The organism is Marivivens marinus, assembly GCF_035969385.1.
Classification (GTDB): Bacteria; Pseudomonadota; Alphaproteobacteria; order Rhodobacterales; family Rhodobacteraceae; genus SELP01.
Genome location: NZ_JAYKKJ010000001.1, coordinates 486,524 through 509,766 on the forward strand (window position 1 = coordinate 486,524; position 23,243 = coordinate 509,766).

General features: G+C 61.7%; 29 protein-coding genes. 26 read left to right on the plus strand and 3 right to left on the minus strand.

Features of this window, described 5'->3' with window-relative positions:
• Window positions 1-7: 7 nt before the first annotated feature.
• From U3648_RS02500 to U3648_RS02570, 15 genes are all read left to right on the plus strand, one after another.
• Complete coding sequence (locus U3648_RS02500; protein WP_420857651.1) at window positions 8-916, plus strand: hypothetical protein; 909 nt, start codon at window positions 8-10, stop codon at window positions 914-916.
• A 172-nt stretch (window positions 917-1,088) separates the two neighbouring features.
• Complete coding sequence (locus U3648_RS02505) at window positions 1,089-1,298, plus strand: helix-turn-helix transcriptional regulator (RefSeq protein ID WP_027261246.1); 210 nt, start codon at window positions 1,089-1,091, stop codon at window positions 1,296-1,298.
• Between the two features lie 11 nt (window positions 1,299-1,309).
• A complete protein-coding gene (locus U3648_RS02510; protein ID WP_420857652.1) occupies window positions 1,310-1,795 on the plus strand; it encodes a hypothetical protein in 486 nt (161 codons plus the stop codon).
• Window positions 1,795-2,541, plus strand: a complete 747-nt coding sequence (locus U3648_RS02515; protein ID WP_420857653.1) for an ATP-binding protein — start codon at window positions 1,795-1,797, stop codon at window positions 2,539-2,541. The genes U3648_RS02510 and U3648_RS02515 overlap by 1 nt, the downstream gene beginning before the upstream one ends.
• A 21-nt stretch (window positions 2,542-2,562) precedes the next feature.
• On the plus strand, window positions 2,563-3,078 hold the full coding sequence (locus U3648_RS02520) for a DUF669 domain-containing protein (RefSeq protein ID WP_420857654.1): 516 nt from the start codon (window positions 2,563-2,565) through the stop codon (window positions 3,076-3,078).
• 65 nt (window positions 3,079-3,143) lie between these two features.
• The gene (locus tag U3648_RS02525; RefSeq protein ID WP_420857655.1) at window positions 3,144-3,506 is read left to right on the plus strand and encodes a hypothetical protein; all 363 of its coding nucleotides are present in this window, start codon (window positions 3,144-3,146) and stop codon (window positions 3,504-3,506) included.
• Window positions 3,506-4,450: a hypothetical protein gene (locus U3648_RS02530; RefSeq protein ID WP_420857656.1), complete on the plus strand. Its 945-nt coding sequence runs from the start codon at window positions 3,506-3,508 to the stop codon at window positions 4,448-4,450. The genes U3648_RS02525 and U3648_RS02530 overlap by 1 nt, the downstream gene beginning before the upstream one ends.
• Window positions 4,444-6,180: a DEAD/DEAH box helicase gene (locus U3648_RS02535; protein ID WP_420857657.1), complete on the plus strand. Its 1,737-nt coding sequence runs from the start codon at window positions 4,444-4,446 to the stop codon at window positions 6,178-6,180. The genes U3648_RS02530 and U3648_RS02535 overlap by 7 nt, the downstream gene beginning before the upstream one ends.
• Complete coding sequence (locus tag U3648_RS02540; RefSeq protein WP_058243102.1) at window positions 6,177-6,401, plus strand: DUF6511 domain-containing protein; 225 nt, start codon at window positions 6,177-6,179, stop codon at window positions 6,399-6,401. The genes U3648_RS02535 and U3648_RS02540 overlap by 4 nt, the downstream gene beginning before the upstream one ends.
• On the plus strand, window positions 6,401-8,680 hold the full coding sequence (locus U3648_RS02545; RefSeq protein ID WP_420857658.1) for a DUF3987 domain-containing protein: 2,280 nt from the start codon (window positions 6,401-6,403) through the stop codon (window positions 8,678-8,680). Before U3648_RS02540 ends, U3648_RS02545 begins: the two co-directional genes overlap by 1 nt.
• A 390-nt stretch (window positions 8,681-9,070) precedes the next feature.
• Complete coding sequence (locus U3648_RS02550; RefSeq protein WP_420857659.1) at window positions 9,071-9,559, plus strand: crossover junction endodeoxyribonuclease RuvC; 489 nt, start codon at window positions 9,071-9,073, stop codon at window positions 9,557-9,559.
• A complete protein-coding gene (locus tag U3648_RS02555) occupies window positions 9,556-9,753 on the plus strand; it encodes a hypothetical protein (protein ID WP_173485024.1) in 198 nt (65 codons plus the stop codon). The genes U3648_RS02550 and U3648_RS02555 overlap by 4 nt, the downstream gene beginning before the upstream one ends.
• Window positions 9,746-10,126, plus strand: coding sequence for a DUF6362 family protein (locus U3648_RS02560; RefSeq protein ID WP_420857660.1), 381 nt, complete (start codon window positions 9,746-9,748; stop codon window positions 10,124-10,126). The genes U3648_RS02555 and U3648_RS02560 overlap by 8 nt, the downstream gene beginning before the upstream one ends.
• A gap of 595 nt (window positions 10,127-10,721) precedes the next feature.
• Window positions 10,722-11,981 carry a site-specific DNA-methyltransferase gene (locus U3648_RS02565; RefSeq protein ID WP_420857661.1) on the plus strand — a complete coding sequence of 420 codons (1,260 nt, stop codon included), beginning with the start codon at window positions 10,722-10,724 and terminating at the stop codon, window positions 11,979-11,981.
• Window positions 11,978-12,298, plus strand: coding sequence for a DUF7220 family protein (locus U3648_RS02570; RefSeq protein WP_420857662.1), 321 nt, complete (start codon window positions 11,978-11,980; stop codon window positions 12,296-12,298). The genes U3648_RS02565 and U3648_RS02570 overlap by 4 nt, the downstream gene beginning before the upstream one ends.
• Here U3648_RS02570 and U3648_RS02575 read toward each other — a convergent pair.
• The 3 genes from U3648_RS02575 to U3648_RS02585 form a co-directional block, all read right to left on the minus strand.
• Complete coding sequence (locus U3648_RS02575) at window positions 12,280-12,522, minus strand: DUF3489 domain-containing protein (protein WP_116904122.1); 243 nt, start codon at window positions 12,520-12,522, stop codon at window positions 12,280-12,282. The genes U3648_RS02570 and U3648_RS02575 overlap by 19 nt on opposite strands.
• A gap of 90 nt (window positions 12,523-12,612) precedes the next feature.
• Window positions 12,613-12,831 carry a hypothetical protein gene (locus U3648_RS02580; protein ID WP_420857663.1) on the minus strand — a complete coding sequence of 73 codons (219 nt, stop codon included), beginning with the start codon at window positions 12,829-12,831 and terminating at the stop codon, window positions 12,613-12,615.
• 5 nt (window positions 12,832-12,836) lie between these two features.
• On the minus strand, window positions 12,837-13,106 hold the full coding sequence (locus tag U3648_RS02585) for a hypothetical protein (RefSeq protein WP_420857664.1): 270 nt from the start codon (window positions 13,104-13,106) through the stop codon (window positions 12,837-12,839).
• A 146-nt stretch (window positions 13,107-13,252) separates the two neighbouring features.
• Between U3648_RS02585 and U3648_RS02590 the strand changes: the two genes are divergently transcribed.
• The 11 genes from U3648_RS02590 to U3648_RS02640 all read left to right on the plus strand — a co-directional run bounded on the left by U3648_RS02590 (window position 13,253) and on the right by U3648_RS02640 (window position 23,241).
• A complete protein-coding gene (locus U3648_RS02590) occupies window positions 13,253-13,813 on the plus strand; it encodes a hypothetical protein (protein WP_420857665.1) in 561 nt (186 codons plus the stop codon).
• Window positions 13,761-15,764 (plus strand): phage terminase large subunit family protein, encoded by a 2,004-nt coding sequence (locus U3648_RS02595; protein ID WP_420857666.1) that lies wholly within the window; start codon window positions 13,761-13,763, stop codon window positions 15,762-15,764. The genes U3648_RS02590 and U3648_RS02595 overlap by 53 nt, the downstream gene beginning before the upstream one ends.
• 2 nt (window positions 15,765-15,766) lie before the next feature.
• Entirely contained in the window at window positions 15,767-15,976 is a 210-nt protein-coding gene (locus U3648_RS02600; RefSeq protein ID WP_037207673.1) for a phage head-tail joining protein, read from the plus strand.
• On the plus strand, window positions 15,976-17,532 hold the full coding sequence (locus tag U3648_RS02605; RefSeq protein ID WP_420857667.1) for a phage portal protein: 1,557 nt from the start codon (window positions 15,976-15,978) through the stop codon (window positions 17,530-17,532). Before U3648_RS02600 ends, U3648_RS02605 begins: the two co-directional genes overlap by 1 nt.
• A gap of 5 nt (window positions 17,533-17,537) precedes the next feature.
• Window positions 17,538-19,592, plus strand: coding sequence for a prohead protease/major capsid protein fusion protein (locus U3648_RS02610; protein ID WP_420857668.1), 2,055 nt, complete (start codon window positions 17,538-17,540; stop codon window positions 19,590-19,592).
• A gap of 79 nt (window positions 19,593-19,671) precedes the next feature.
• A complete protein-coding gene (locus tag U3648_RS02615; protein ID WP_420857669.1) occupies window positions 19,672-20,007 on the plus strand; it encodes a DUF2190 family protein in 336 nt (111 codons plus the stop codon).
• Window positions 20,007-20,318, plus strand: a complete 312-nt coding sequence (locus U3648_RS02620) for a head-tail joining protein (RefSeq protein ID WP_420857670.1) — start codon at window positions 20,007-20,009, stop codon at window positions 20,316-20,318. Before U3648_RS02615 ends, U3648_RS02620 begins: the two co-directional genes overlap by 1 nt.
• Window positions 20,315-20,947 carry a DUF6441 family protein gene (locus tag U3648_RS02625; RefSeq protein WP_420857671.1) on the plus strand — a complete coding sequence of 211 codons (633 nt, stop codon included), beginning with the start codon at window positions 20,315-20,317 and terminating at the stop codon, window positions 20,945-20,947. The genes U3648_RS02620 and U3648_RS02625 overlap by 4 nt, the downstream gene beginning before the upstream one ends.
• Before the next feature lie 55 nt (window positions 20,948-21,002).
• A complete protein-coding gene (locus tag U3648_RS02630; RefSeq protein ID WP_420857672.1) occupies window positions 21,003-21,797 on the plus strand; it encodes a pPIWI-associating nuclease domain-containing protein in 795 nt (264 codons plus the stop codon).
• 61 nt (window positions 21,798-21,858) lie between these two features.
• Entirely contained in the window at window positions 21,859-22,278 is a 420-nt protein-coding gene (locus U3648_RS02635; RefSeq protein WP_420857673.1) for an acyl-CoA transferase, read from the plus strand.
• A gap of 24 nt (window positions 22,279-22,302) precedes the next feature.
• Complete coding sequence (locus U3648_RS02640) at window positions 22,303-23,241, plus strand: phage tail tube protein (RefSeq protein ID WP_420857674.1); 939 nt, start codon at window positions 22,303-22,305, stop codon at window positions 23,239-23,241.
• Window positions 23,242-23,243: the final 2 nt, after the last annotated feature.

Below are 23,243 nucleotides of genomic sequence, written 5' to 3' on the forward strand. Positions count from 1 at the left end.
GGTCGATATGCTGCTGCAGGTCATGGAGACCCGCCCCGCCAAGGTGCAGGCATCGGTCCTGCGGCAAGTTTCACCTCGGGCAACGGATCAGTTGCTCGAGGCCAAGCTAATGGTCGCGTCCGGACATATCCCGGTCGTCACCGCGATGGATAACTACGAAGACGAGCCCATCCCTGCAGAGTGGTGCGCCGACCGCAGGCAGTATGGATACAACAACAGCATCGGTCGGTGGGTTGCGGTTGATGCCGAGGAGATCGTAGCTCTTGCAGTTGATTACCCGCTGCTCTTCGCGAAGATGTTGGTAGATTTCGAACGCGCTGCCCCGGCGCGCCCGATCTCGTTGATCGAAAGTGTCGCGTGGGACATTGGCACCATCCAGCTCAAGGGCGCGAAATCGCCCGTGCCGGTCTGGTTTGCACGTCGGCTTTCAGATCCTGCGGTGTGGAAAAAGGTTGGTGCTCTCCTGGAACGCAGGCCGCCTGACGAGGTTCGTGTCATCCTGACGTCCACACCAGGCGATCGCCTTCCTGTTGCTGCGAGAAAGAAGGACATCGTCATCAGCGTGAACGATGTGGCCAAAGCACCTGGAAAGCTGGCCATCTCACCGCAGGCCGTCGGCGCAAGGGTCTTCCCGGGCGAGGCGCAGCATCGGTTTCCGATTGATCATTCTGAAAATTGCGGGATCGTCTGGTATCGGGGTGAAACTCTCACGTTCAGCGGGGACAAACAGCGGCGTTTCTTGGAAATTCTGTTTTCGGCCTATTGGTCAAAGTCAAAAGTCCTGCGTCTTGCCGCTGTTCTTGAAGAGGCTGGCTATGGTGGTCAGGTGAATACGCTGAAAAAGGCTTTTGGCCGCGGCATCGACAAATGGCGTTTCGTCAAGGTCGAGAACGGAAACTGCTGGATCGATCCCTGATCCTGCCCCTCGTGTTTCTATGAAAAGGCCGTCCTTCGGGGCGGCTTTTTTCATTTTCAGGCGTCAAACTTCGCTGCCTCCCAGTTTGCCTCCCGGTTGCCTCCACGGTGCCTCCCAGCCCCTCCGCCATGGTGATCCCGCAAGTGTTCGCAAAAACCCCAAGGAGGTTCACATGGCGCTAAGACACCTTTCCCAGATCGAGCTGGCGGCTCGCTGGAACATTTCACATCGCACGCTGGAGCGTTGGCGGTGGACGGGCGAAGGCCCGAAATTCATCAAGCTTGGCGGTCGGGTCATTTACCGGCTCGAAGACGTCGAGGCTTTTGAGGTCGAGCAAATCCGCGGCTCGGACCACGAGCCCCACCGCCCAATGTCGGCATAAGGGGGACGAATATGACAATTTCTAACCACATCACACTGGCCGATATCCACCGCATGCCGATCGGCCAAATCGCGGCACTGCCCGCTGATCAGCTAGCAATGCTGCGGGATGCGGCTGATCAGCAGCTCACCCAGGCCAAGACGGTCTCGGATTGGCTCGATGGTGCCATCTCACTGAAATACGCCGAGCGTGCTGCCGAATGCCGCTCTGAGGCAGGCAAGGACACCGGCACGATCCGCTTCGAAGATGGTGGCGTCACAGTGATTTCGGACCTGACCAAGCGGATCGCTTGGGATCAGGCGCAACTCGCCCAGATCGCAGAAAACATCGCCTCGGCTGGCGAGGACCCGTCCGAGTTCATCGATACCACGTTGAAGGTGTCCGAGCGCAAATACACGGCGCTGCCAGAAAGCTGGCGCAAGGGTTTTGAGCCTGCGCGTACGGTCCGGACCGGCAAACCCAAGTTCCGCTTGGTGCTGGGCGAGGAGGTGCGCTGATGGCTATTTCTCTTGCATCTCTGCGCACCAGTTCGGTGCTCCAACCACCGCGTATTCTGATCCACGGCGTGGCGGGGGTGGGTAAATCCACTTTTGCCGCTGACGCGGGCGCGCCGGTGTTCATCATGACCGAGGATGGGCTTGGCAAACTGCAGGTCCCGCATTTTCCGTTGGCGACGAGTTATGCCGAAGTGGCGGAATCGCTCGACGCCTTGCTGGAGGAAGATCACGACTACGGCACGGTCGTCGTTGACAGCGTCGACTGGCTCGAGCCGCTGATCTGGGCTGAGGCGTGCAAACGCAATGGCTGGCAGTCGATCGAAACCCCGGGCTTTGGCAAGGGCTACGCCGAGGCTCTGACCATTTGGCGCGAATACCTCGATAAGCTGAACGCGCTGCGCGACCGGAAGGGCATGGTGGTCATCCAGATCGCCCATACCGACATCAAGCGTTTCGACAGCCCCGAGCATGAACCCTACGACCGCTATGTGATCAAGCTGCAGACCCGCGCCTCGGCGCTGCTGCAGGAGCACTCGGATGTGGTGCTTTTTGCCAACTACCAGATCTCGGTTGCCAAATCCGATGTCGGCTTCAACAAGAAGGTGACCCGGGCGCTCGGGTCCGGTGCGCGCGTCATGCACACCGAGGAGCGCCCCGCCTTCCTCGCCAAAAACCGTTACGGCCTGCCGGACACTCTGCCGCTTTCGTGGTCAGAGTTCCTCGCAGCCATGCCCCAATCCCAATGATTGCCTTGAAAGGATATGACCATGGCACGTTTTGATACGTCCTTTGACGCCACCAGCGTTGAACCCACCACCCCCTATGAGCTGCTGCCCGCAGGCAAATACCGTGCTCAGATCGTCGAGAGTGAAATGCGCGTGACCCGCAACGGTATGGGGCAGTTTCTCTGGCTGATGCTGGATATTTTGGACGGCCAGCATAAGGGCCGGAAGATCTTTGATCAGCTGAACCTTGTGAACCCGAACCCGACCACGGTCGAGATTGCACAGCGGACGCTGTCGGCCATCTGCCATGCGACGGACCGGATGCATGTCAGCGACAGCGAGGAGCTGCACCTGATCCCGATGACGATCCAGGTGAAGATCAAGCCGCCGAAGAACGGCTACGGCGAGAGCAATGCCATTGCTTATTTGCCGCCTGAAGGTGGGGGCGCCACGGCCGCTGCGGCAAAGCCTGCTGCAACCCCAGCATCACCGCCCTCAACGCAAGCCGCTGCCGCCCCGCCCAAGATGGCCTCTGCGCCCTGGAACAAGAAGGGCTGATCAATCGCGCTGCTCCGCATCCCTGACTGACGGGGCAGCGCCCAACCCCATCTAAGGATATTTCCATGACTGACCTGCATAACGCGGCCCCTCGGGCCGTGATCAGCTCCGGCTTGCCTGATGACCAGCGCCGGTTGATCGAACTCGACGACGATATTGCCAAGATCCGCACGCAGATTGCGACTGCTGATCTGGCGCGCCAACGGGGGCAAAAGCCCATCGACCCTGACTGGTTTCACCGGGCGCGCACCGCGCTGCGCCACCTGTGCCGCGAACGGTCCGAGTTGCTTGCCAAAGGTACCGGCCGTCGTCGCCGCGAAAAGCTGAAAGATGCTCTGATCGGCGTCCTGCGCGAGCGCCATGACCCGGACACTTGGAGCGGCATTCTGGCCGAGGCCCAAGCCCGTAGCGAACGGGAGGGCTTGTGATGGCTAATCTTCCCGCACCACCCACGCCAACGCTGACGGCGATCTACGCCGATTATGAGGCCCGCCAGGGCGATGGCTTCCGTGACCATCTCGGCGCATCCATCATCGGTAAATCTTGCGCACGCGCGCTCTGGTATGATTTCCGCTGGGTGACGCCGTCACGCTTTTCCGGCCGCCTGCTGCGTCTGTTTGAGACCGGCCAGCTGGAAGAGGACCGTATGGTGCGCAACCTGCGCGCCACAGGGGCCACTGTTTTGGAACTAGACCCCGAAACAGGACGGCAAATCCGCGTGGAGGCCCATGGCGGTCATTTTGGCGGCTCGCTGGATGGCGTCGCCCTCGGTTTGCTTGAGGCCCCGAAAACCTGGCATGTGCTGGAATTCAAAACGCATGGCGTAAAAAGCTTTGCCGATTTGACCGCCAAGGGCGTCGTGCTGTCCAAGCCGCAGCATGCCGCGCAGATGCAGATCTACATGCACCTGACCGGTATCACTCGGGCACTTTACATGGCGGTCTGCAAGAACACGGACGCGCTGCATATCGAACGGGTTGAGGTTGATTCTGCCATGGCAGAACGCCTTCTGGAAAAGGCTGGCCGGGTTATCTTCGCTCAGCACCCGCCTGCGCGTATCAGCGAAGATCCGGCTTGGTTTGAATGCCGTTTTTGCGATCACCATGCTGCCTGTCATGAGGGCGGTGGGGCCGCTGTGACCTGTCGGTCTTGTCTGCATTCTACGGCCGTTGATGGTGGATGGCACTGCGCGCGGCACGACAGAATGCTGTCGCCCGCTGAGCAGCGCGCCGCCTGCGGCAAGCATCTCTTCATCCCCGATCTCGTGCCGGGTGAGGTCATCGATGCGGGGGAGGATATCGTCACCTACCGCATGGCTGATGGCTCCTCCTGGTCAAATGACGCCCGTGTCACGGAGGCCGCGCCATGCTGACCCTGCGCCCATACCAAAACGCTGCGATCTCTTCGATCTACGGCTATTTCAAGACCAACAAAGGTAACCCTCTGGTTGTCATTCCAACAGCCGGCGGCAAGTCGCTCGTCATGGCGTCCTTCATCGAAGGGGTGCTCAAGGCGTGGCCGGATCAGCGCATCCTGATCGTGACCCATGTGCGCGAATTGATCGCCCAAAACCATGCCGAGATGATCGGGCTTTGGCCTGAGGCACCGGCAGGCATCTATTCGGCGGGCTTGGGGAAACGTGAGGCGCAGGCCCGCGTCCTGTTTGCTGGCATCCAATCCATCCATCGCCGCGCCCATGAGATCGGCCACACCGATCTGGTGTTGATTGATGAGGCCCATCTGATCCCGGGCAATTCCAGCACGATGTATCGGCGCTTTCTGGACGCTCTGCAGGCGATCAATCCTGCGCTGAAGGTGATTGGCCTCACCGCCACGCCGTTCCGAACGGGCAGCGGCATGCTGCATGAGGGCAAGGACGCACTCTTCACTGACATTGCCTATGAGGCGCCGGTACGTGATCTCATTGATGCCGGCTATCTCAGCCCACTGGTGTCGAAACAGCCCAATACGCGGCTCGACGTCTCGAAGGTTGGTACACGTGCAGGGGACTTCATTGCCCGTGATCTGGCAGCCGCAGTCGATCAGGACGCGACGACGCGTGCGGCCGTTACCGAGATCATCACCCACGGAAAAGACCGCAAATCCTGGCTGGCGTTCTGCTCAGGCGTGGATCACGCACGCCATGTGGTCGAAGAGTTCGCGCGTCAAGGTATCACCTGCCGCACGATCTTCGGGGACACGCCAAAGGAGGAGCGCGATGCCATCATCGCGGCCTTCAAGCGCGGTGAAATCCGCGCACTGGCCTCGATGGGCGTGTTGACCACCGGTTTCAACGCGCCTGGCGTCGATCTCATCGCGCTGCTGCGTCCCACCAAATCCGCAGGGCTTTATGTCCAAATGGTCGGTCGCGGCACGCGCTTGGCTCCGGACAAGGAAAACTGCCTGGTTCTGGATTTTGCGGGCAATGTCCGCCGCCACGGGCCGATCGATCTGGTGCGGCCCCGGCGGCCCGGTGAGGCGGGCGGTGGCGAGGCCCCCACAAAGGTCTGCCCCGAGTGCGACAGCATCATGGCGCTCTCGGCGACGGAATGCCCTGATTGTGGCTATGTCTTTCCAGCACGTGAGGTGAAGATCGCCTCTACAGCGGCCACGCTCCCGGTTTTGTCTCCGAAGGTCCAATGGCTGCCAGTGCATGGTGTGTCCTACAGCCGTCATGACAAGCGCGGCGGCCTGCCCTCAATGAAGGTCACCTATAGCTGCGGGCTCAAGTCTTACAACGAATGGGTCTGTGTCGAGCATCAGGGCTATGCGCGCCAGAAGGCGCTCGAGTGGTGGCGCAAGCGCGCGCCGGGCTTCCCGATGCCGCGCACTGTCGACGATGCCATTGCGCAGGCTGGGCAGCTGACCCGGCCAACTGCGATCTCGGTGCGCCCGTCTGGCCGCTTTCTTGAAATCTCCGGCTACAGGTTTGATCCATGCGCCACATCAACTCCGGCCTCTGCGCCGTCTGCCACCGGGAACCTCGCGGGTTTGGTTGGTTCAACCCGATATTCACAGTCTCGGACAAGCGGCGGGACCAAAGCCGCAAAAACCTCTGTTCTCGCATCTGCCAGAACATCTGTCACTGGAGGTCAGGCATGATCGATCCCACCCCAAATGAAATGCAGGCAATGAGCGTTGGCGGCCAATATGGTGGCGAATACCTCGAGAGTATCGGCAAATCGGATCTCGCCACCCTGACTGAGACCGAGTGGGATCGCTTCCTTGATGCGGTCATTACCGGATATTGCGATCAACTGCGCGCGCTGGCGGGACAAGACCGCACTCGGCTCGACGCTATGACACCGGAGGTGCCGTTCTGATGGCTGAAACATCGTATATGGCGCGCTTCGGCGCACGGCTGGTCACCAATGGCTATGGCATCCTGCCGATCGGTCCGGGCACCAAAAAGCCTGGCCAGTTTAAGCGTGGAGCATGGGTAGACTACCCCGAGTGGAACCGGCACACCGAACGCCCGACCACGGAGGTTGAGGTGACGACATGGGCGACCTGGCCCGAGTGTGGCATCGGGCTTGTTGGCGGCGCGGTTGCGGCTGTCGATATTGACGTCGTTGAGGATGCGGAACTGGCGCTCCACATTGAGCAATTGGCGCGTGAACGTTTGGGGGATACCCCGGCGCTGCGCATCGGCAAGGCGCCAAAGCGGATGCTGATTTATCGCACACAAACCCCTTTCCGGGGCATCAAACGTCATCCGCTGGAGGTGCTTTGCCTCGGGCAACAGTTCGTGGCCTACGCCAACCACCCGGACACTGGCGCGCCCTATGCCTGGCCAGAGGAAGGGCTGGCTGATCTCGATATCACGGAGCTGCCTGAAATCACCGCAGAGATGGCGCGCGCCTTTCTGGATGAGGCCTATGCGCTGTTGCCCGAACATCTGCGGCAACGTGGCCTTGCGACAGCATCACCTGCCACGGAGCACCTGCAGGCCCATAGCCAGATGGGGACATTGCCTGCCATTGAGGCCGCGCTGAAATGGCTGCCCAATGCGGAGTTGGATTATGACAGCTGGGTGCGGATTGGTATGGCGCTGAAGGGCGCGCTTGGCGAGGCTGGGGGCGATATCTTTGCCGGCTGGTCAGCGCAGGCGGCAAAGGATGTGCCTGCAGCCACGATCAAAGCCTGGGCCAGCTTCAAACCCGATCGCATTGGCGCCGGCACGATCTACCACCTTGCCATGGAGCGCGGCTGGCAACCTGATGCTTCACTGCGCTTTGATGGATCGACAGCCCGCGATGAACAGCATCCTGCGGCGGATCTCTTGTCGAAGCTGGGAGAACATGCTGAGGGTGATGAGGAATCTTTGGCCACCTCGCCATTCACGCTGATCATGCCCGATGGATTGGTGGGGGATCTGACCGATTACATGCTGTCGACAGCCCGGCGTCCTCAGCCGTTGTTGTCACTCGGTGCGAGCCTTTGCGCGATTGGTGCGCTCATGGGGCGGCAGTATCGCACCGAGAGCAACCTGCGCTCGAACCTGTATGTCGTGGGCATTGCGGATAGCGGATCAGGCAAGAACCACGCCCGCGAGATCATCAACGAGGTCTTTTTCGAGGCGGGGCTGGCCCATCATCTCGGTGGCAACAAGATCGCCTCCGGCGCGGGGCTTTTGACCGCGCTGCACCGCCAGCCTGCGATCCTCTTCCAGATCGATGAGTTTGGTATGTTCTTGGCAGCGGCGGCCGACCGGCGGCGCAGTCCACGCCATATCACCGAAATCCTCGACAACATGACCGAGCTTTACACGGCCGCGGGCGGGATATTTCTTGGTGCGGAATATGCCAACCGTGATGGCTCAAACGAGCGGCGGGATATCAATCAACCCTGCTTGAGTGTCTATGGCACTACGACGCCTTTGCACTTCTGGGGTGCATTGCAGGGCGCAAACGTCGTCGACGGCTCGCTGGCCCGCTTTCTGATCTTGCCGAGTGATGAGGATTATCCGGACGAAAATATCGCCGTGGGCATGCGCCAGGCTGATCCCGCGCTGATCGCCGGGTTGCAAAGCGTGGCCTCTGGTGGTGGGCACCAGAAAGGCAATCTTGCGGGCAAGACGGCCGATCAGAACACTGCTGTGAACCCGACTATCGTGCCCATGACCGAGGAGGCACGGGCCCGGTTTCGGCTGCTCAGCGCAGAGCTGACGGGTGAGTTGCGCGCGGCAAGCGGAACAGCCTTCACGGCGATCCTGGCCCGAATTGGGGAGAACGCGTTGAAACTGGCGCTGATTGTGGCGGTTGGGCGCGATCCGACAAACCCTGAGATCAATCTGTCGGCAGCAGACTGGGCGATCGATTTTGTGCGCCATTATGCGTGGCGGACCATGGAGGCTGTTGAACGCCATGTCGCGGACACCGAGACGGAAGCGCATCTCAAGCGGTTGAAGGAGATCATTCGAGCGGCAGGTGCGAAAGGCATCGCCAAATCCGAAATCACGCGCGCCTCACAATGGCTCAAGTCGCGTGACCGTGATGAGATCCTGCTGACCTTGATCGAAAGCGGGGATGTCACGACGGGCATGCGCGGCTCATCGACCAAGCAGGCCATGGTGTACAGGCTCGCGCGGTTTGGCGGGTGACGGGAGATCCTTCAAACCCACTGAAGCTGATTTTGAAGCAGGTATTGGGGATAAAGCCATGATTTAAAACGGACAAAAGAAATCTTTCAAATCCTTCAATCTTTCAAGAGGACCCCTTATCCCTATGCGTGTACGCGCGCGTTTAAATATTAGGAGAGAGGTACCTATTGAAATATTGAATAATTGAAAGATTATATATTATACATACAGGACAACGACTTAGGGGCGGAAATCTTTCAAGAGCCCTCCCTGAATGTTTTGAAAGATCTGCCGGGCGACCTCGTCGCCCCGCGCCTGACCTGACCAGACCACCCTTCGGGGCCTGGCGAGACCGCACCCTTCACCGGCCAGCCCTCTCGCCTCGCTCATCAAATCGAAGAGGAGGTCTACATGACCCAACCCACAGAAACCCCGCGCTGTATACTTGCGCTCGATCTCGGCACCACCACCGGCTGGGCCCTGCGCGGCTTTGATGGCCTGATCACCAGCGGCACGGCCAGCTTTAAACCCGGGCGCTACGACGGCGGTGGCATGCGTTATCTGCGCTTCACCAACTGGCTATCGGAACTCGATCGGCTGTCTGGACCGATTGCAACGATCTGGTTCGAGGAAGTCCGTCGTCATGCCGGTACTGACGCCGCCCATGTCTATGGAGGCCTGATGGCGTCACTGACAAGCTGGGGCGAGCTAAGGGGCATTCCGTATGAGGGCGTGCCCGTCGGCACCATCAAGCATCACGCCACCGGCAAGGGCAACGCCAACAAGGACGCCATGATCGCCGCCGCACGGACGCGTGGGTTCAGCCCCGCTGATGACAATGAGGCGGACGCTATCGCCATCCTGCATTGGGCCATCGAGACCCGGGGAGGTGTGGCATGAGGTTTACACCCAGAGGCTATGGCGGACACCGCCGTGATCCCGATCAGGTCAAACGGGACGGTTGGCACGAACAGGGTGTGCTGGCTGTCAGCGTCGACGATCAACGCCTGACCTGGCCGGAACGTGAATTGGTCGAGCAATTGGGCACAAAACTCTACGGGCCACGCCCCGTTGGGGAGGTGCGCCATGGGTGAGAAAAAGACCTGGACCGCCGACGAAGTCGCGGATCATTTCGAAGAAGCGTTCCGCACGCTGCGCAAGCTGCCATCGGTCAAGGCAAAGGGGTACTTCAATGCTTGGCCCGACATCGCGCGGACCAGCCGTGAGATCGCTGCGATGGAGCCGCAGCCTATGCGAGTCTGGCCGTCGGCGGCGTCGATCACACGGCTTGAGCAGACCTTCGATTGGGTGCTTTGGATTGATGAGGCCGAGCGCAAGCTGATCTGGTCTCGGGCGGCGCGTGTGCCTTGGAAGCAGATCAGCGGTGAACTTGGCGTTGACCGCACGACGGCATGGCGCAAGCACAAGCTCGCACTGACCAAGATCGCGTCGCGCCTGAATGTCTGAACGACTCCAATATGTTGCAACACTTTTGTGTTCGACACATGCAACAGTTTCGTGCTATCCGTAGGGCATAATGGGGAGAGTGCGTTGGAAGACGGCTCTCCCCGTTTTTGTTGGTGGTTACTCCGCTGGCTCCTGGCGTCCAACCAGGGTTCCAGCTGGCATCCAGCGCACTAACCCTCTGAATTCGCGGGTCCTTCCTGGCCCCAAACGTATACGGGGGGGCAAGGCGCGCAATATCGCTAGCGACAGGGCCCGTTTTTTGGGAAGCCACCCCAGCGGGTATCCACCTGTGATCTGACAAAAACCACAATTAAACAAACCCTTGGAGCTGGATGCCTTGGTCGCCGCTGGACCCTTCGTGGAGTCCAAGCTTATTGCTGGTGTCCGGAGTCCAAGTTTGACTGCCCAGTTCGACGACACCTCCTCCCAGCAGCGCCGTCGAACCCGCTCATCATCGAGCGTAATGACGTCGACTGGAGCATTTTGCACAGCCGCATCCCCCTCCCATCGCGATGACCCGAGGATAAAGCGCGATCGTGCCAACTACCACGGCTGGCTGCCAAACCAAAATGCTCAATAGATAGGCCCGAAAAAAATGACCCTGAGCTTTGCCCCCGACGCAATCGAGACTTGGTCGCTTGCCAAGCTCCAGCCTTATGCGAAGAACGCAAAGATGCACGGCGCGGATCAGGTCGCAAAGATCGCGGCCAGCATGGCCGAGTTTGGCTGGACCGTTCCTTGCCTTGTCGCGGACGACGGAGAATTGATCGCAGGCCACGGACGTGTGCTTGCAGCCACACAGCTGGGGCTGCTTGAGGCCCCCGTGATCGTGCTGGGACATCTGACCGAAGCACAGCGTCGGGCCTACCGGATTGCGGACAACAAACTGACGGAACTAGGGTCCTGGGATGAAGCGTTGCTATTGGCTGAGTTGAATGACCTGCTGGCCGAGGACTATGACCTGTCGCTCATCGGATTCGACGATGCCGAGCTTGAGGTGTTGCTGGCCGGTGAGGTCGACCCTGAAACAGCCTCTCGCGAGGGCGAGGACGATGTTCCCGAGGCCCCCGAGACCCCAATCAGCCGTCCGGGCGATCTTTGGGTGCTCGGCAAACATCGGCTGCTCTGCGGTGACGCGACCGTGGCCACCGATGTCGATCGTCTGCTCGGTGGTGTGAAACCGCAGCTGATGGTGACCGATCCGCCTTACGGCGTCGAATACGATCCCGGCTGGCGTAACAAGGCAGGAGCCGCCGCAACAAAACGTACCGGCACGGTACTAAATGATGACCGGGCTGATTGGCGTGAGGCCTGGGTGCTCTTCCCTGGCGATGTGGCCTATGTCTGGCATGGCGCGTTGCATGCGACCACCGTTGCCGAGAGCTTAGAGGCCTCCGGTTTCAATATCCGGTCGCAGATCATCTGGGCCAAGGATCGCCTGGTGCTGAGCCGCGGCGATTATCACTGGCAGCACGAGCCGTGCCTTTATGCGGTGAAGAAATCCGGCAAGGGACACTGGGCGGGCGACCGCAAACAAACGACGCTATGGCAGATCGCGAACAAGGATCAGGACGCTGAAACCGTGCATGGGACGCAGAAACCCGTCGAATGTATGCGCCGTCCGATCCTGAATAATTCCAGCCCGGGCCAAGCTGTCTACGAGCCTTTTATGGGCTCGGGCACTACGCTAATCGCGGCCGATACGACTGGCCGGGTCTGCTACGGGATTGAGCTTAATCCGGCGTATGTCGATGTGGCTGTTCAACGGTGGCAGCAGTTTACTGGCAAGCACGCTGTTCTTGAAGGCGCCGGGACCAGTTTTGATGACCTGCGCTCAGAGCGGAGCGGCCAATGAGGCAATCCCGTCTGATGTCATTTTGTGAAGCGATTGCGAATGTTGCGGTGGGATACAGCGTCGCTGTGCTGACGCAGACCATGATCTTCCCGATGTTTGGGCTGAACACGACGCTGGCGCAGAACCTGCAAATGGGGGCGGTCTTTACCGTCGTCAGCATCGTGCGTTCCTATGTGCTGCGGCGGGTGTTCGAGGCCATTCGGGTCCGAACGACAAAGCCGCCGCTCCAGACAAGCGACGGCTCCGTTCGCGCAAGGCTCCCTTACCGCCGCGACTTCAGCGGTACAGCGGCGCGGGATCAGTCTTCGATACGATAGACGCGTCCGCGCTCCTCCACCTTTTCCGAGGTGATTGCGAGGCCTAGCTTTTTCTTGAGCGCGCCGGACATGGCGCCGCGCACCGTATGCGATTGCCACTCGGTGGCATTGGCGATCTCTTCGATGGTCGCGCCTTCAGGCCGACGTAGGAGGTCAATCACGATCTGCTGCTTCGTCTGGTGCGAGGCCGTAGCGGTTGTTTTCGGTGTGGATTTCTGAGCCATAAGTGTCTCCAGTATTTGAGGATCGCGACATGCGTCCTTCTACCGAGACAGGCCCCGCGAGCGCGGGGCATATCTTGAGGTCTGTGCAGTTCAGACCAGACCGATGTCTTTCAGACAGGCGGCTGCATCAATCAGTTGATTGGTGGGCACCTCGATAGTGATCGTCATGCTGTCGGCGAAGGCGCGAACATAAACGCCACCGTCGTCCATCATGGCGCATTCGATCTCGTCAAGGACTGTGGTGATGCGGCTGCGATCGAATTGATCGGGCAGTTTACGAATTGCGATACGAATTGTGCTGGTTTCCATGGCGCTTACTCCGCGTGCTCGCCTTCACTGAAGGCGCTGTCGGTGATGCGCTTCAGGAAGCTGGCGTAATGCTCAAGGGTGCCAACATGGCCCCAGTCGATTTCATCGGGGTGGCAGTTGAAATGCTCGTCGCTGAGGCTCTGAAGCCGGGCGAGCATGTTGTCGATCTCAGCTTTCTTGCCAAGGAATGCGTTCAATGCTGCCTCCTTGTTCCGCGCGGCCTTCTCGGCGCGCAGTTGGTGGCGAGGCGTGGTGATCGGGTTCAATCGGGTCATCGTGGCGGCTCCTTGGTTTTGCGCGACCGCTGCGCTGCTTGAGCGCGGTGGTGAGTTGCATCGTTTTCGTGAGATCACGTTCGCTCTACTGCGGAGGCTTATCAACGACATAAGCACATGATTTTGAATGATAATCGGAGCGCGCAATGGAGGGTTTGAGCGAGCGCCAATACGCCACCCGCGTTGGTCTTTCACGCGGTGCGATCCAGAAGGCCAAGGCGACAGGACGGCTGGTGCTGTACGACGATGGCAGCATCGATGCGGTCGCAAGCGATGCCCTGCGTGCTGAGGCAACCGACCCATCCAAAACCCGCAAGAAGCCGCAGCCAAGACGCAAGCCTGTGCCGGAGGCGGCTGTCTCGGCAGTCGGTGACACTCTGAAGGAACAGGGGCTTGAGGCTCCGGCAAATAGCGGTGGCACCACCTTTTTGCAGGCCAAGACGGCCAATGAAGTGCTGAAGGCGCAGGAACGTCGTCTGCGTCTGCAAAAGCTGAAAGGCGAGTTGATCGATCGGGCTCGCGCACTGTCGCTGGTTTTTCGGCTGGCGCGGCAGGAGCGTGATGTCTGGGTCAACTGGCCCGCGCGGGCGGCCGCGTTGATGGCGGCAGATTTGGGCGTTGAGCCCGCCGCAATGCAGAAAGTTTTGGAAAAACATGTCCGTGCCCAGCTCGACGATCTTGCCGAGGTCAAACCTGATCTCCGATGATGCGGACGATATGCCGGATTTCGATGGCGCGGCAGAAATCCTGCGTGCCTGGGGCGCGGGTCTCACGCCGGATGCGGACCTGACCGTCTCCCAATGGGCAGACCGACACCGGATGCTGTCGGGGCGCGCGTCGGCAGAACCTGGTCGGTATCGAACGGCCCGCACGCCTTACATGGCCGAGATCATGGACAGGCTTTCGCCCGGCGACCCCACACAGCGGATCGTGTTCATGAAGGCGGCGCAGGTCGGCGCAACCGAGGCCGGGAACAACTGGATAGGCTTCGCGATCCACCAGGCGCCGGGGCCAATGCTCGCGGTGCAGCCGACGGTGGAACTGGCCAAGCGGAACTCGAGGCAGCGGATTGATCCGCTGATCGACGAAAGCCCGGAACTGCGGGAGCGGGTCAAACCGGCGCGCTCGCGTGATGCGGGCAATACAATGCTGTCCAAGGAATTCGCGGGCGGCATCCTCATCATGACCGGGGCGAATTCGGCGGTTGGGCTGCGCTCCACTCCGGCGCGCTACATCTTCCTCGACGAGGTCGATGCTTATCCAGCCTCGGCCGATGAGGAAGGCGACCCGGTCACGCTGGCGGAAGCGCGCTCGCTGACCTTCGCGCACCGGCGCAAGGTGTTCCTGGTCTCGACACCGACCATACGGGGGATGAGCCGGATCGAACGGGACTACGAGGCCAGCGATCAACGCCGGTTCTTCGTGCCATGTCCGCATTGCGGCGCGAAGCAGTGGCTGAAGTTCGAACGGCTGCGTTGGGAAAAGGGACAGCCGGAAACAGCGGAATATCACTGCGAGGGCTGCGACACGCCCATCGCCGAACACCACAAAACGGCGATGCTGGAGGCAGGCGAATGGCGGCCGACCGCCACGGCGGCGGATCCCAACACCGTCGGCTACCACCTCTCGGCGCTTTATTCGCCCATCGGCTGGCTCAGCTGGGAGCGGATCGTGCGGGCCTGGGACGCGGCTCAAGGGTCGGATGAGGCGATCAAGGCGTTTCGCAACACGATCCTCGGCGAGACATGGGTCGAGACCGGCGAAGCGCCGGACTGGCAGCGGCTCTATGACCAGCGCGAACGCTGGAAGCCGGGCAATGTCCCCGCAGGTGGGTTGTTCCTGACCGCCGGGGCCGATGTCCAAAAGGACCGGATCGAGGTCGACGTTTGGGCCTGGGGTCGCGGGTTGGAAAGCTGGCTCGTCGATCACATCGTGATCGAAGGCGGCCCCGACCGGCATGAGGCTTGGAGCGACCTGACGGCGCTGCTGAAACGTACATGGCCGCATGAACGCGGCGCGCATCTGCATATTGCGCGGATTGCCATCGACACGGGCTACGAGGCGCCAGCGGTCTATTCCTGGTCGCGGGCGCAAGGCTTGGCGCAGGTATCGCCGGTCAAGGGCGTCGAAGGGTTCAACCGGGCAAGCCCGGTCTCGGGTCCGACCTTCGTCGACGCGACCGAGGGCGGGAAACGCCTGCGGCGCGGGGCGCGGCTCTGGACCGTGGCTGTCTCGACCTTCAAGGCCGAGACCTATCGCTTTCTGCGACTGGAACGGCCCACCGACGAGGAACGGGCTGACGGTGCGGTGTTCTCACCCGGCACGGTTCATCTGCCGCATTGGGTCGAGAACGAATGGCTGAAGCAGTTCGTGGCCGAGCAGTTGGTCACGGTGCGCACGAAGCGCGGCTTCGCCCGGCTGGAATGGCAGAAGCTGCGCGAACGCAACGAGGCGCTGGACTGCCGCGTCTATGCCCGCGCCGCAGCCTGGATCGCGGGCGCGGATCGTTGGACGGACGAAAAATGGCGCGACCTCGAGGATCAGCTTGGGGTTGCCGACACCTCTGCGGATCCCGCGGGGCAGATCAACAGGCAAGCGCAGACGTCGCAGGCCAAACGCCAATCCGACTGGCTCGGGCGTCGTGGAGGATGGTTCTGAACATGACCGATTGGACGGAAACAGAGCTGTCAGCGCTGCGCCGGGCCTATGCGAGCGGCACGACCCGAGTCAGCTATGATGGCAAATCCGTGGACTACGGGTCGGCTGAAGATCTGCTGGCGCGTATTCGTACCATTGAGCGCGCTATTGCGGGGACGACACGGCCACTGCCGATCGCCGGGCTCGCGGGCTTCTCGCGTGGAGATCGCTGATGTCGGTGAACTGGTTTGACCATGCGATTGCCACCGTGGCTCCGCGCGCTGCGGCCCGCCGCGTTCTTGCCAGGCAGGCGTTCGAAACCCTGACGCGCGGCTATGACGGCGCGGCCAAAGGGCGGCGGACCGAAGGCTGGCGCGCGCCGGGCACCTCTGCTGACACAGAAGTCAGCGCGGCCGGGGCGCTCTTGCGCGACCGGATGCGCGATCTGGTGCGCAACAACCCGCATGCGGCGAAGGCCGTGGCGGTGCTGGTCAACAACATTGTCGGCGCGGGCATCATGCCGCGCGCCGCCAGCGGCAATGACAAACTGGATCGAAAGGTCGATGCGCTCTTCGCGCAATGGTCGGACACGGCCGATGCCGACGGCCAGCTCGACTTCTATGGTCTGCAGACGTTGATCTGCCGCGAAATGGTCGAGGCGGGCGAGGTGCTGGTGCGCCGGCGTCTGCGGCGCGCGAGCGACGGTCTGTCCGTGCCGCTGCAAGTGCAGGTGCTGGAGGCAGACTTCCTCGACGCCACGAAATCCGGTGCGCTCGGTGCTGGTCGCCTCGTCCAAGGGATCGAGTTCGATCCGGTTGGGAAGCGCCGCGCCTATTGGCTGCATGCCGAACACCCCGGCGACGCCTATGGCGCGTTGCAGAACGGGTTGCAGAGCCGCCCGGTTCCGGCGACCGAGATCGCCCATGTCTACGAGAAGCAGCGCAGTCAGGCGCGCGGCGTACCGTGGGGCGCACCAGTGATCCGCAGCTTGCGCGATCTTGACGACTACGAAGTGGCCGAACTGGTTCGCAAGAAGACCGAGGCCTGCGTCACCGCCATCGTCTTCGGCGATGACGAGGCGCAGCAGGGTATCGCGCCCTCCGTGGTGGATGCTGACGGCAACAGGGTCGAGCAGTTCGAGCCGGGGCTGATCGCCTATGCCCGCGGCGGCAAGGACATCCGTTTCAACCAGCCCTCAGCGACGGGCGGATATGCCGAATACAAGCGGGCAAGCCTGCACACGATCTCGGCCGGGTTCCGGGTGCCCTACGAGCTGCTGACCGGGGACCTGTCACAGGTCAACTATTCCTCTATCCGCGCGGGGCTCGTGGAGTTCCGCCGCCAGATCGATGCCGTGCAGTGGCAGCTGTTCATTCCGATGTTCTGCGCCCCTGTCTGGCGCTGGTTCACCGAGGCTGCATGGGCGACGGGGCAGATCCCGACACCGGACGTGCCGGTCGAATGGTCGCCGCCGAAGTTCGAGGCGGTCGATCCACAGAAGGACGCGATGGCGAACCTCTTGTCGATCCGCTCTGGCACCATGACCCTGGCGGAGGTGATTGCACGGCAGGGGCGCAACCCAGACGCGGTGCTGGCGGAGATCGCTGCCACCAACGCCAAGCTCGATGATCTTGGGCTGGTGCTGGACAGCGACCCGCGCCGCGTCACCAAGACCGGTAGCGCCCAATACAATAACGGGGTCGGCGATCCTGCCGCCGATGATCCGGATGCCGACGAGCCCGCCGCCGACACGGACACCGACCCGGCGCAGGCCGACCAACAGGATTGAGCAATATGGACACGATGATCGAAATCCCGGCCTTGCGCCGGATGGCGGAGCTTGCGCCGAACTCAGCAGATACCGACGCCCGCACCGTCGAGGTGATCTGGTCGGCGGGCGCGCGGGTCCGCCGCTCGACCTTGTTTGGCGAGCCCTATGACGAAGAGCTCAGCCTCGATCCGGACCATGTGCGGCTCGATCGGCTGAATGCGGGCGCGCCGTTTCTGAAGGTGCATGAGGTGGACACGCTGGATGCCGTGATCGGCTCCGTCGTCCCAGGCTCGGCGCGCATCGAAAACGGCCGCGGCATCGCACAGGTCCGGATCAGTGAGCGCGCCGATGTCGAACCGATCTGGCGCGATATCCAGGCAGGGCACATCCGTGCGGTCTCCATCGGTTACCAGGTTCACCGCTTCGAGGTCTCAAAACCCGAAGCGGCCCGTGAGCTCTGGCGCGCGGTGGACTGGACGCCCTTTGAGGTGTCCGCCGTGCCCGTCGGCGCGGACCCCGCCGCGGGCTTTCGCGCCAAATCCCCCCTTCACGACTGCGTCCTCCATCGCCGGGACGTCCCACCAACCAACACAGGAGCCATCCCGATGACGGAGAAATCCAACGCCCCGGCCGATGCGGCCAATGAAACGCTCAGCGACACAGTCGCGACTGAGGACACCACAATGACCGAAGCGAAACCGGCTGCGCCCGATCCGAAGGGTGCCGCAGTTGAAACCCGAACCCAGCCCAAGCCCCAGAAACCCGACGCCGCTGCTGCACTCGATACCGAAGCTGTCGCATCCCGCGCCCGGGAAACCGAACGTGACCGCGTCTCCACGATCTACGATCTTGCGGGTCGCCTGAACCTCGAGCGCAGCTTTGCCGAGGACCTGGTGAAACGGGGCACAGATGTCGATGAGGCCCGGCGTCTGATCCTTGATCAGGTTGCCGCAAAATCCGAAGAAACACGAACCTTTAGCCAGGTATCGATCCCGCTTGGCGGCCGCGACGAGCAGGTCACCCGGCGTGATGCCGTGGCCAATGCACTGCTCCACCGCTACAGCCCGACGCTCTTCCAGCTGGAGGATGCCGCGCGACAGTATCGCGGGATGACGCTGCTGGAGCTCGCCCGCGAAAGCCTTGGCAATGCGGGCGTCAACACACGCGGCCTGTCGCGCGATGAGGTGGCGACGCGTGCGTTGCATTCGACCTCGGACTTTCCCGAGATCCTGTCGGCGGTGACCAACAAGACGCTGCGGCAGGCCTATGAGGCCTATCCCCGCACTTTCATGCTGTTCTGCCGCCAAGTGCTCGCCACCGACTTCAAGGCCATGCATCGGGTCCAGCTTGGCGAGGCCCCGCAACTGCTCGAGGTGAGCGAAAGCGGTGAATTCAAACGCGGCACGCTCGGCGAGAGCAAGGAGAGCTACAAGGTCAAGACCTATGGCCGGGTGGTCGCGATCACCCGCCAGACGCTGATCAACGACGATCTCGACGCATTCACCCGGATCCCAGCGATGTACGGCAACTCCATCGCCCAGCTAGAGTCGGACGTGGTATGGGGCATCATCACCGCCAACCCGGCGATGGCCGACGGCAACGCGCTGTTCCACAACAGCCACAAGAACCTGGCCGGCACCGGCGCGGTGTTGGACGTTGGCAGCGTGGGTGCGGCGCGCGCGGCCATGGCCAAGCAGACCGGACTAGACAAGAAGACGGTGCTCAATGTCCGTCCCGCTTTCCTGATCGTGCCTGCTTCGCTGGAACTGAAGGCCGAGCAGCTGGTCGCCCAGAACCTCGTGCCCGCCGCAACGTCCAGTGTCGTGCCGCAGTCGATCCGCACGCTCGCGCCGATCAGCGAGCCCCGGCTTGATGCGGTGAGCGAGACCGCCTGGTATCTGGCGGCCAGCCCGAACCAGATCGACACGATCGAGTACGCCTATCTCGAAGGCCAGCAGGGTGCGTATATCGAGACCCGCAACGGCTTCGATGTCGACGGGGTCGAGATCAAGTGCCGCCTTGACTTCGGCGCCAAGGCCATCGACTGGCGCGGCCTCTACAAGAACCCGGGAGCGTAAACCGAGCCATCCCTGAAATCTCACCTCTGACGGGCGGTCCCATCGGGCCGCCCGTTCCCTTTTGCAAAGGAACGTGCACATGAAAAATTACGTCCAACCCGGCAATACCGTCACGCTCAGCGCACCCTATGCAGTGACATCCGGCGATGGCTTGCTCGTTGGCTCCATCTTCGGCGTCGCCTCCGGGGACGCTGCCCTAAACGATCCCGTTGAGACCGCCCTGACCGGCGTGTTCGACCTCACCAAGGTAGGCTCGCAGGCCTGGACAGTCGGGGCGAAGGTCTATTGGGACGACACCAACAAGCGCACCACGAGCGTGGCCACATCGAACACGTTGATCGGCGTTGCCACTGAACCTGTTGCTGGTGGAGCCGTTGACACCATCGGCCGGGTGCGCCTGAACGCGAGCTTCTGATGACGGCGTTTGCCGCCATCGTTGATGCACTGTTCTCAGATCCCAACATCGGGCGGGAAGCGGTCTACATCGCCGATGGCGGCGCGCCCGTGCTGGTGCGCGTCGTTGCTCGCCGTGCGGACGCGATCACCGACTTCGGCGATGCCCGGCTCTGGTCCGAGACCACTCGGATCGACCTGCGCGTCGCCGAGGTGGCGAACCCACGCCCCGGCGACCGCGTGGAGATCGACGGGGACGCGTTCCTTATCCAAGGGGAGCCCGTCCGCGACCGCGAGCGGTTGGTCTGGACCGTGGAACTGAGGCAAGCGTGAAACTGAAGCTCGACATTGATCCCGACATCGTCGCGATGATGTCGGCTGAAATCGCGGCCGGCGAACGGGCGGTGACCGCCGCCATGCGCGAGGCCGGGACCGGGTTGAAGTCTTCGTGGCGCATGCAGATTACTGGCGCAGGGCTCGGGCGCCGGCTCGCCAACTCGATCCGCAACCAGACCTTCCCGCGCGCAGGCGAAAGCCTTGAGGCCGCCGCGCTGGTTTGGTCGAAAGCACCGGTCATCGTGGGCGCCCATGACACTGGCCCGCTGATCCGCTCGAAAGATGGGTTCTACCTCGCGATCCCGACCGAAGCAGCAGGTCGAGGCCTGCGCGGTCGCCGGATCACCCCTGGCGAATGGGAGCGGCGGCGCGGTTTGCGCCTGCGCTTCGTCTATCGCCGCCGAGGTCCGAGCCTGCTGGTGGCCGATCGTGCCCGCATAAACAATCGAGGCCAGGCGGTCGCCTCGCGCTCGAAAACCGACCGTAACCAGGTCACTGCTCCGATCTTTCTCCTGGTCCCGCAGGTCAAGTTGCCGAAGCAGCTGGATTTGGCGCGCGATGCGGCGCGGGTCCATGAGGTCGTGCCGGGGTTGATTGTGGCAAACTGGCTAGAGACCAAGATATGAAACAGGCTATTGCTTCAAAAACACTTTTTCCTGAATTGATCGGAGCTCCCCGGCAATGGACCTACAAGATCTTCTACCGGATGATTTCTCTCGGGACTTGTTGGCTGGAAGCCTACGGGTAGCGCGAGACATGGAAAATCCCGTCCGGATGCACCTGTCTGCTGCAGGCTTGCGTGAACTCTTCGGTCACCTTCTGCACACGCTGGCTCCAGACGAAGAAGTCCGAAAATGCAGGTGGTTCCTGCAAGCAGAAGATACGCCAACGGTTACTCGGCGTCAGCGCGCGACGTATGCGACGCAGGGAGGGTTCTCGGACGAATTCATCACGTCTTTAGGGGTAGATGTCGACGAGCTTCATAAAGAAGCCATTGATGCGATCAACGAACTGAACAAAGCGACGCATGTTCGTCCGCAAACTCTACAACATGATCCAGAAGCGATTGATGCCTTCATCGCAGAAGCGCTCGGCGCGTTGGAAGGGCTTTTGATCTCGTTCTCTGAGTGCCGCAGTTCAGTTCAAAACGCCCTCGAGAAAAGCGTGTACGAGACCATGATGAACGCGCTTGTTACAGAAAACTTTGACACCATAAGCTCGCTCTCCGGGCGCGGTTATGAAGTCGATCTTTGGATAGATGATGACGATGTCGAAATAGTTTCGATCTCCGCTGAGAATGTGCTCGTGCGGTTCTCGGGCATTGCTCCTGTAACGCTGCATTATGGCCCAAAGAACGATGCAGCGGAAATATCTCATGACTTTCCATTTTGGATGGTTTTCGAGGCAAAGGTAGAGACTCCGACGAAATTGAAATTGGTAGATCACTTCTTTGATGACAGTGGCTGGTTCGAGTAGGAGCCTCTCCCCCTGCGGCTGACCATTATGCTGAAAACATGGACCCAAAGCTGCAACTGATATGCCCACCACTCGCGAAACCATTCTCGCCGCGCTGCACGCGCGGCTCTCGGCGCTGCCCGCCACCACCCTGCGCGGCGAGGTGCTGCCCGAGCGTGTCCCGGCTGATGGGCTGCTGATCCTGCGCGACGGCGAGCCGAGCGAGCCCGATGTGACGCTCTCGCCGCTGCGCTACCACTACCAGCACCGCGCCGAGATCGAGGCAGTCGTTCAGGGTGCCGACCGTGACGCCGCCTTCGACACGCTCTGCGCCAGCATCGGCGCGGCACTCGCCACCGACCGTACACTTGGCGGCCTATGCGACTGGGTCGAGGCCGAAGCGCCGCGCCCGGTCGATTTGGCCGTAGAGGGCGCGGCCAATTTGAAGGCCGCCGTCATCCCGGTGGTGCTGCATTATTCCACGGCTGATCCACTCAGCTGATCCCGACAATCCGAGGAGAACACGATGGCACGAGCCCAAGGGGCGCGGGCGCAAATGGCGCTTGCGTTCGAGACGACCTATGGAACACCCCCCGTCGGCGGTTTCACGAAGATGCCCTTCGCCAGCACCTCGCTGGGAGCGGAGCAGCCGCTGCTGAACTCAGAGCTGCTCGGCTACGGCCGCGACCCGCTGGCTCCGATCAAGGATGCGGTGACCGCCGATGGAGATGTCGTGGTGCCGCTCGACGCCGAGGCCTTCGGGTTCTGGCTCAAGGCGGCCTTCGGCGATCCAATTACGACTGGCACCGGCCCCTGGACGCACGAGTTCCAGTCGGGCGCGTGGACGCTTCCCAGCATGTCCATCGAGACTGGCATGCCCGAGGTGCCGCGCTATGCGATGTATTCCGGCTGCGTGCTCGACCAAATCAACTGGCAGATGCAGCGATCCGGCCTGCTGACCGCAACGGCCCGACTCGTGGCGCAGGGCGAGACCGTGGGCACGACGACGAGTGCTGGAACGCCAGCCGCTCTCGAATTGCAGCGTTTCGGCCATTTTAACGGGGCGATCACCCGCAACGGGACCGCCCTCGGCAATGTCGTTTCGGCTGACATCACCTATGCCAACAACCTCGACCGCATCGAGACCATCCGCTCGGACGGTCGCATCGACGGGGCAGACCCCTCCATCGCCGCGCTGACCGGCTCCATCGAGGTGCGGTTCGCTGATCAGACACTGGTGACGCAGGCGATCAACGGCGATCCCTGCGAGCTCGAGTTCGCCTATGTGCTGCCCTCTGGCGAGAGCTTCGCCTTCACTGTGCACGCCGTCTATCTGCCACGCCCCCGGATCGAGATCTCCGGGCCGCAGGGCGTCCAGGCGACCTTCGACTGGCAGGCGGCGCGGGACGGCGTTGTCGGCCGGATGTGCACCGCAACCCTGATCAACGACATCGAGGTTTACTGACG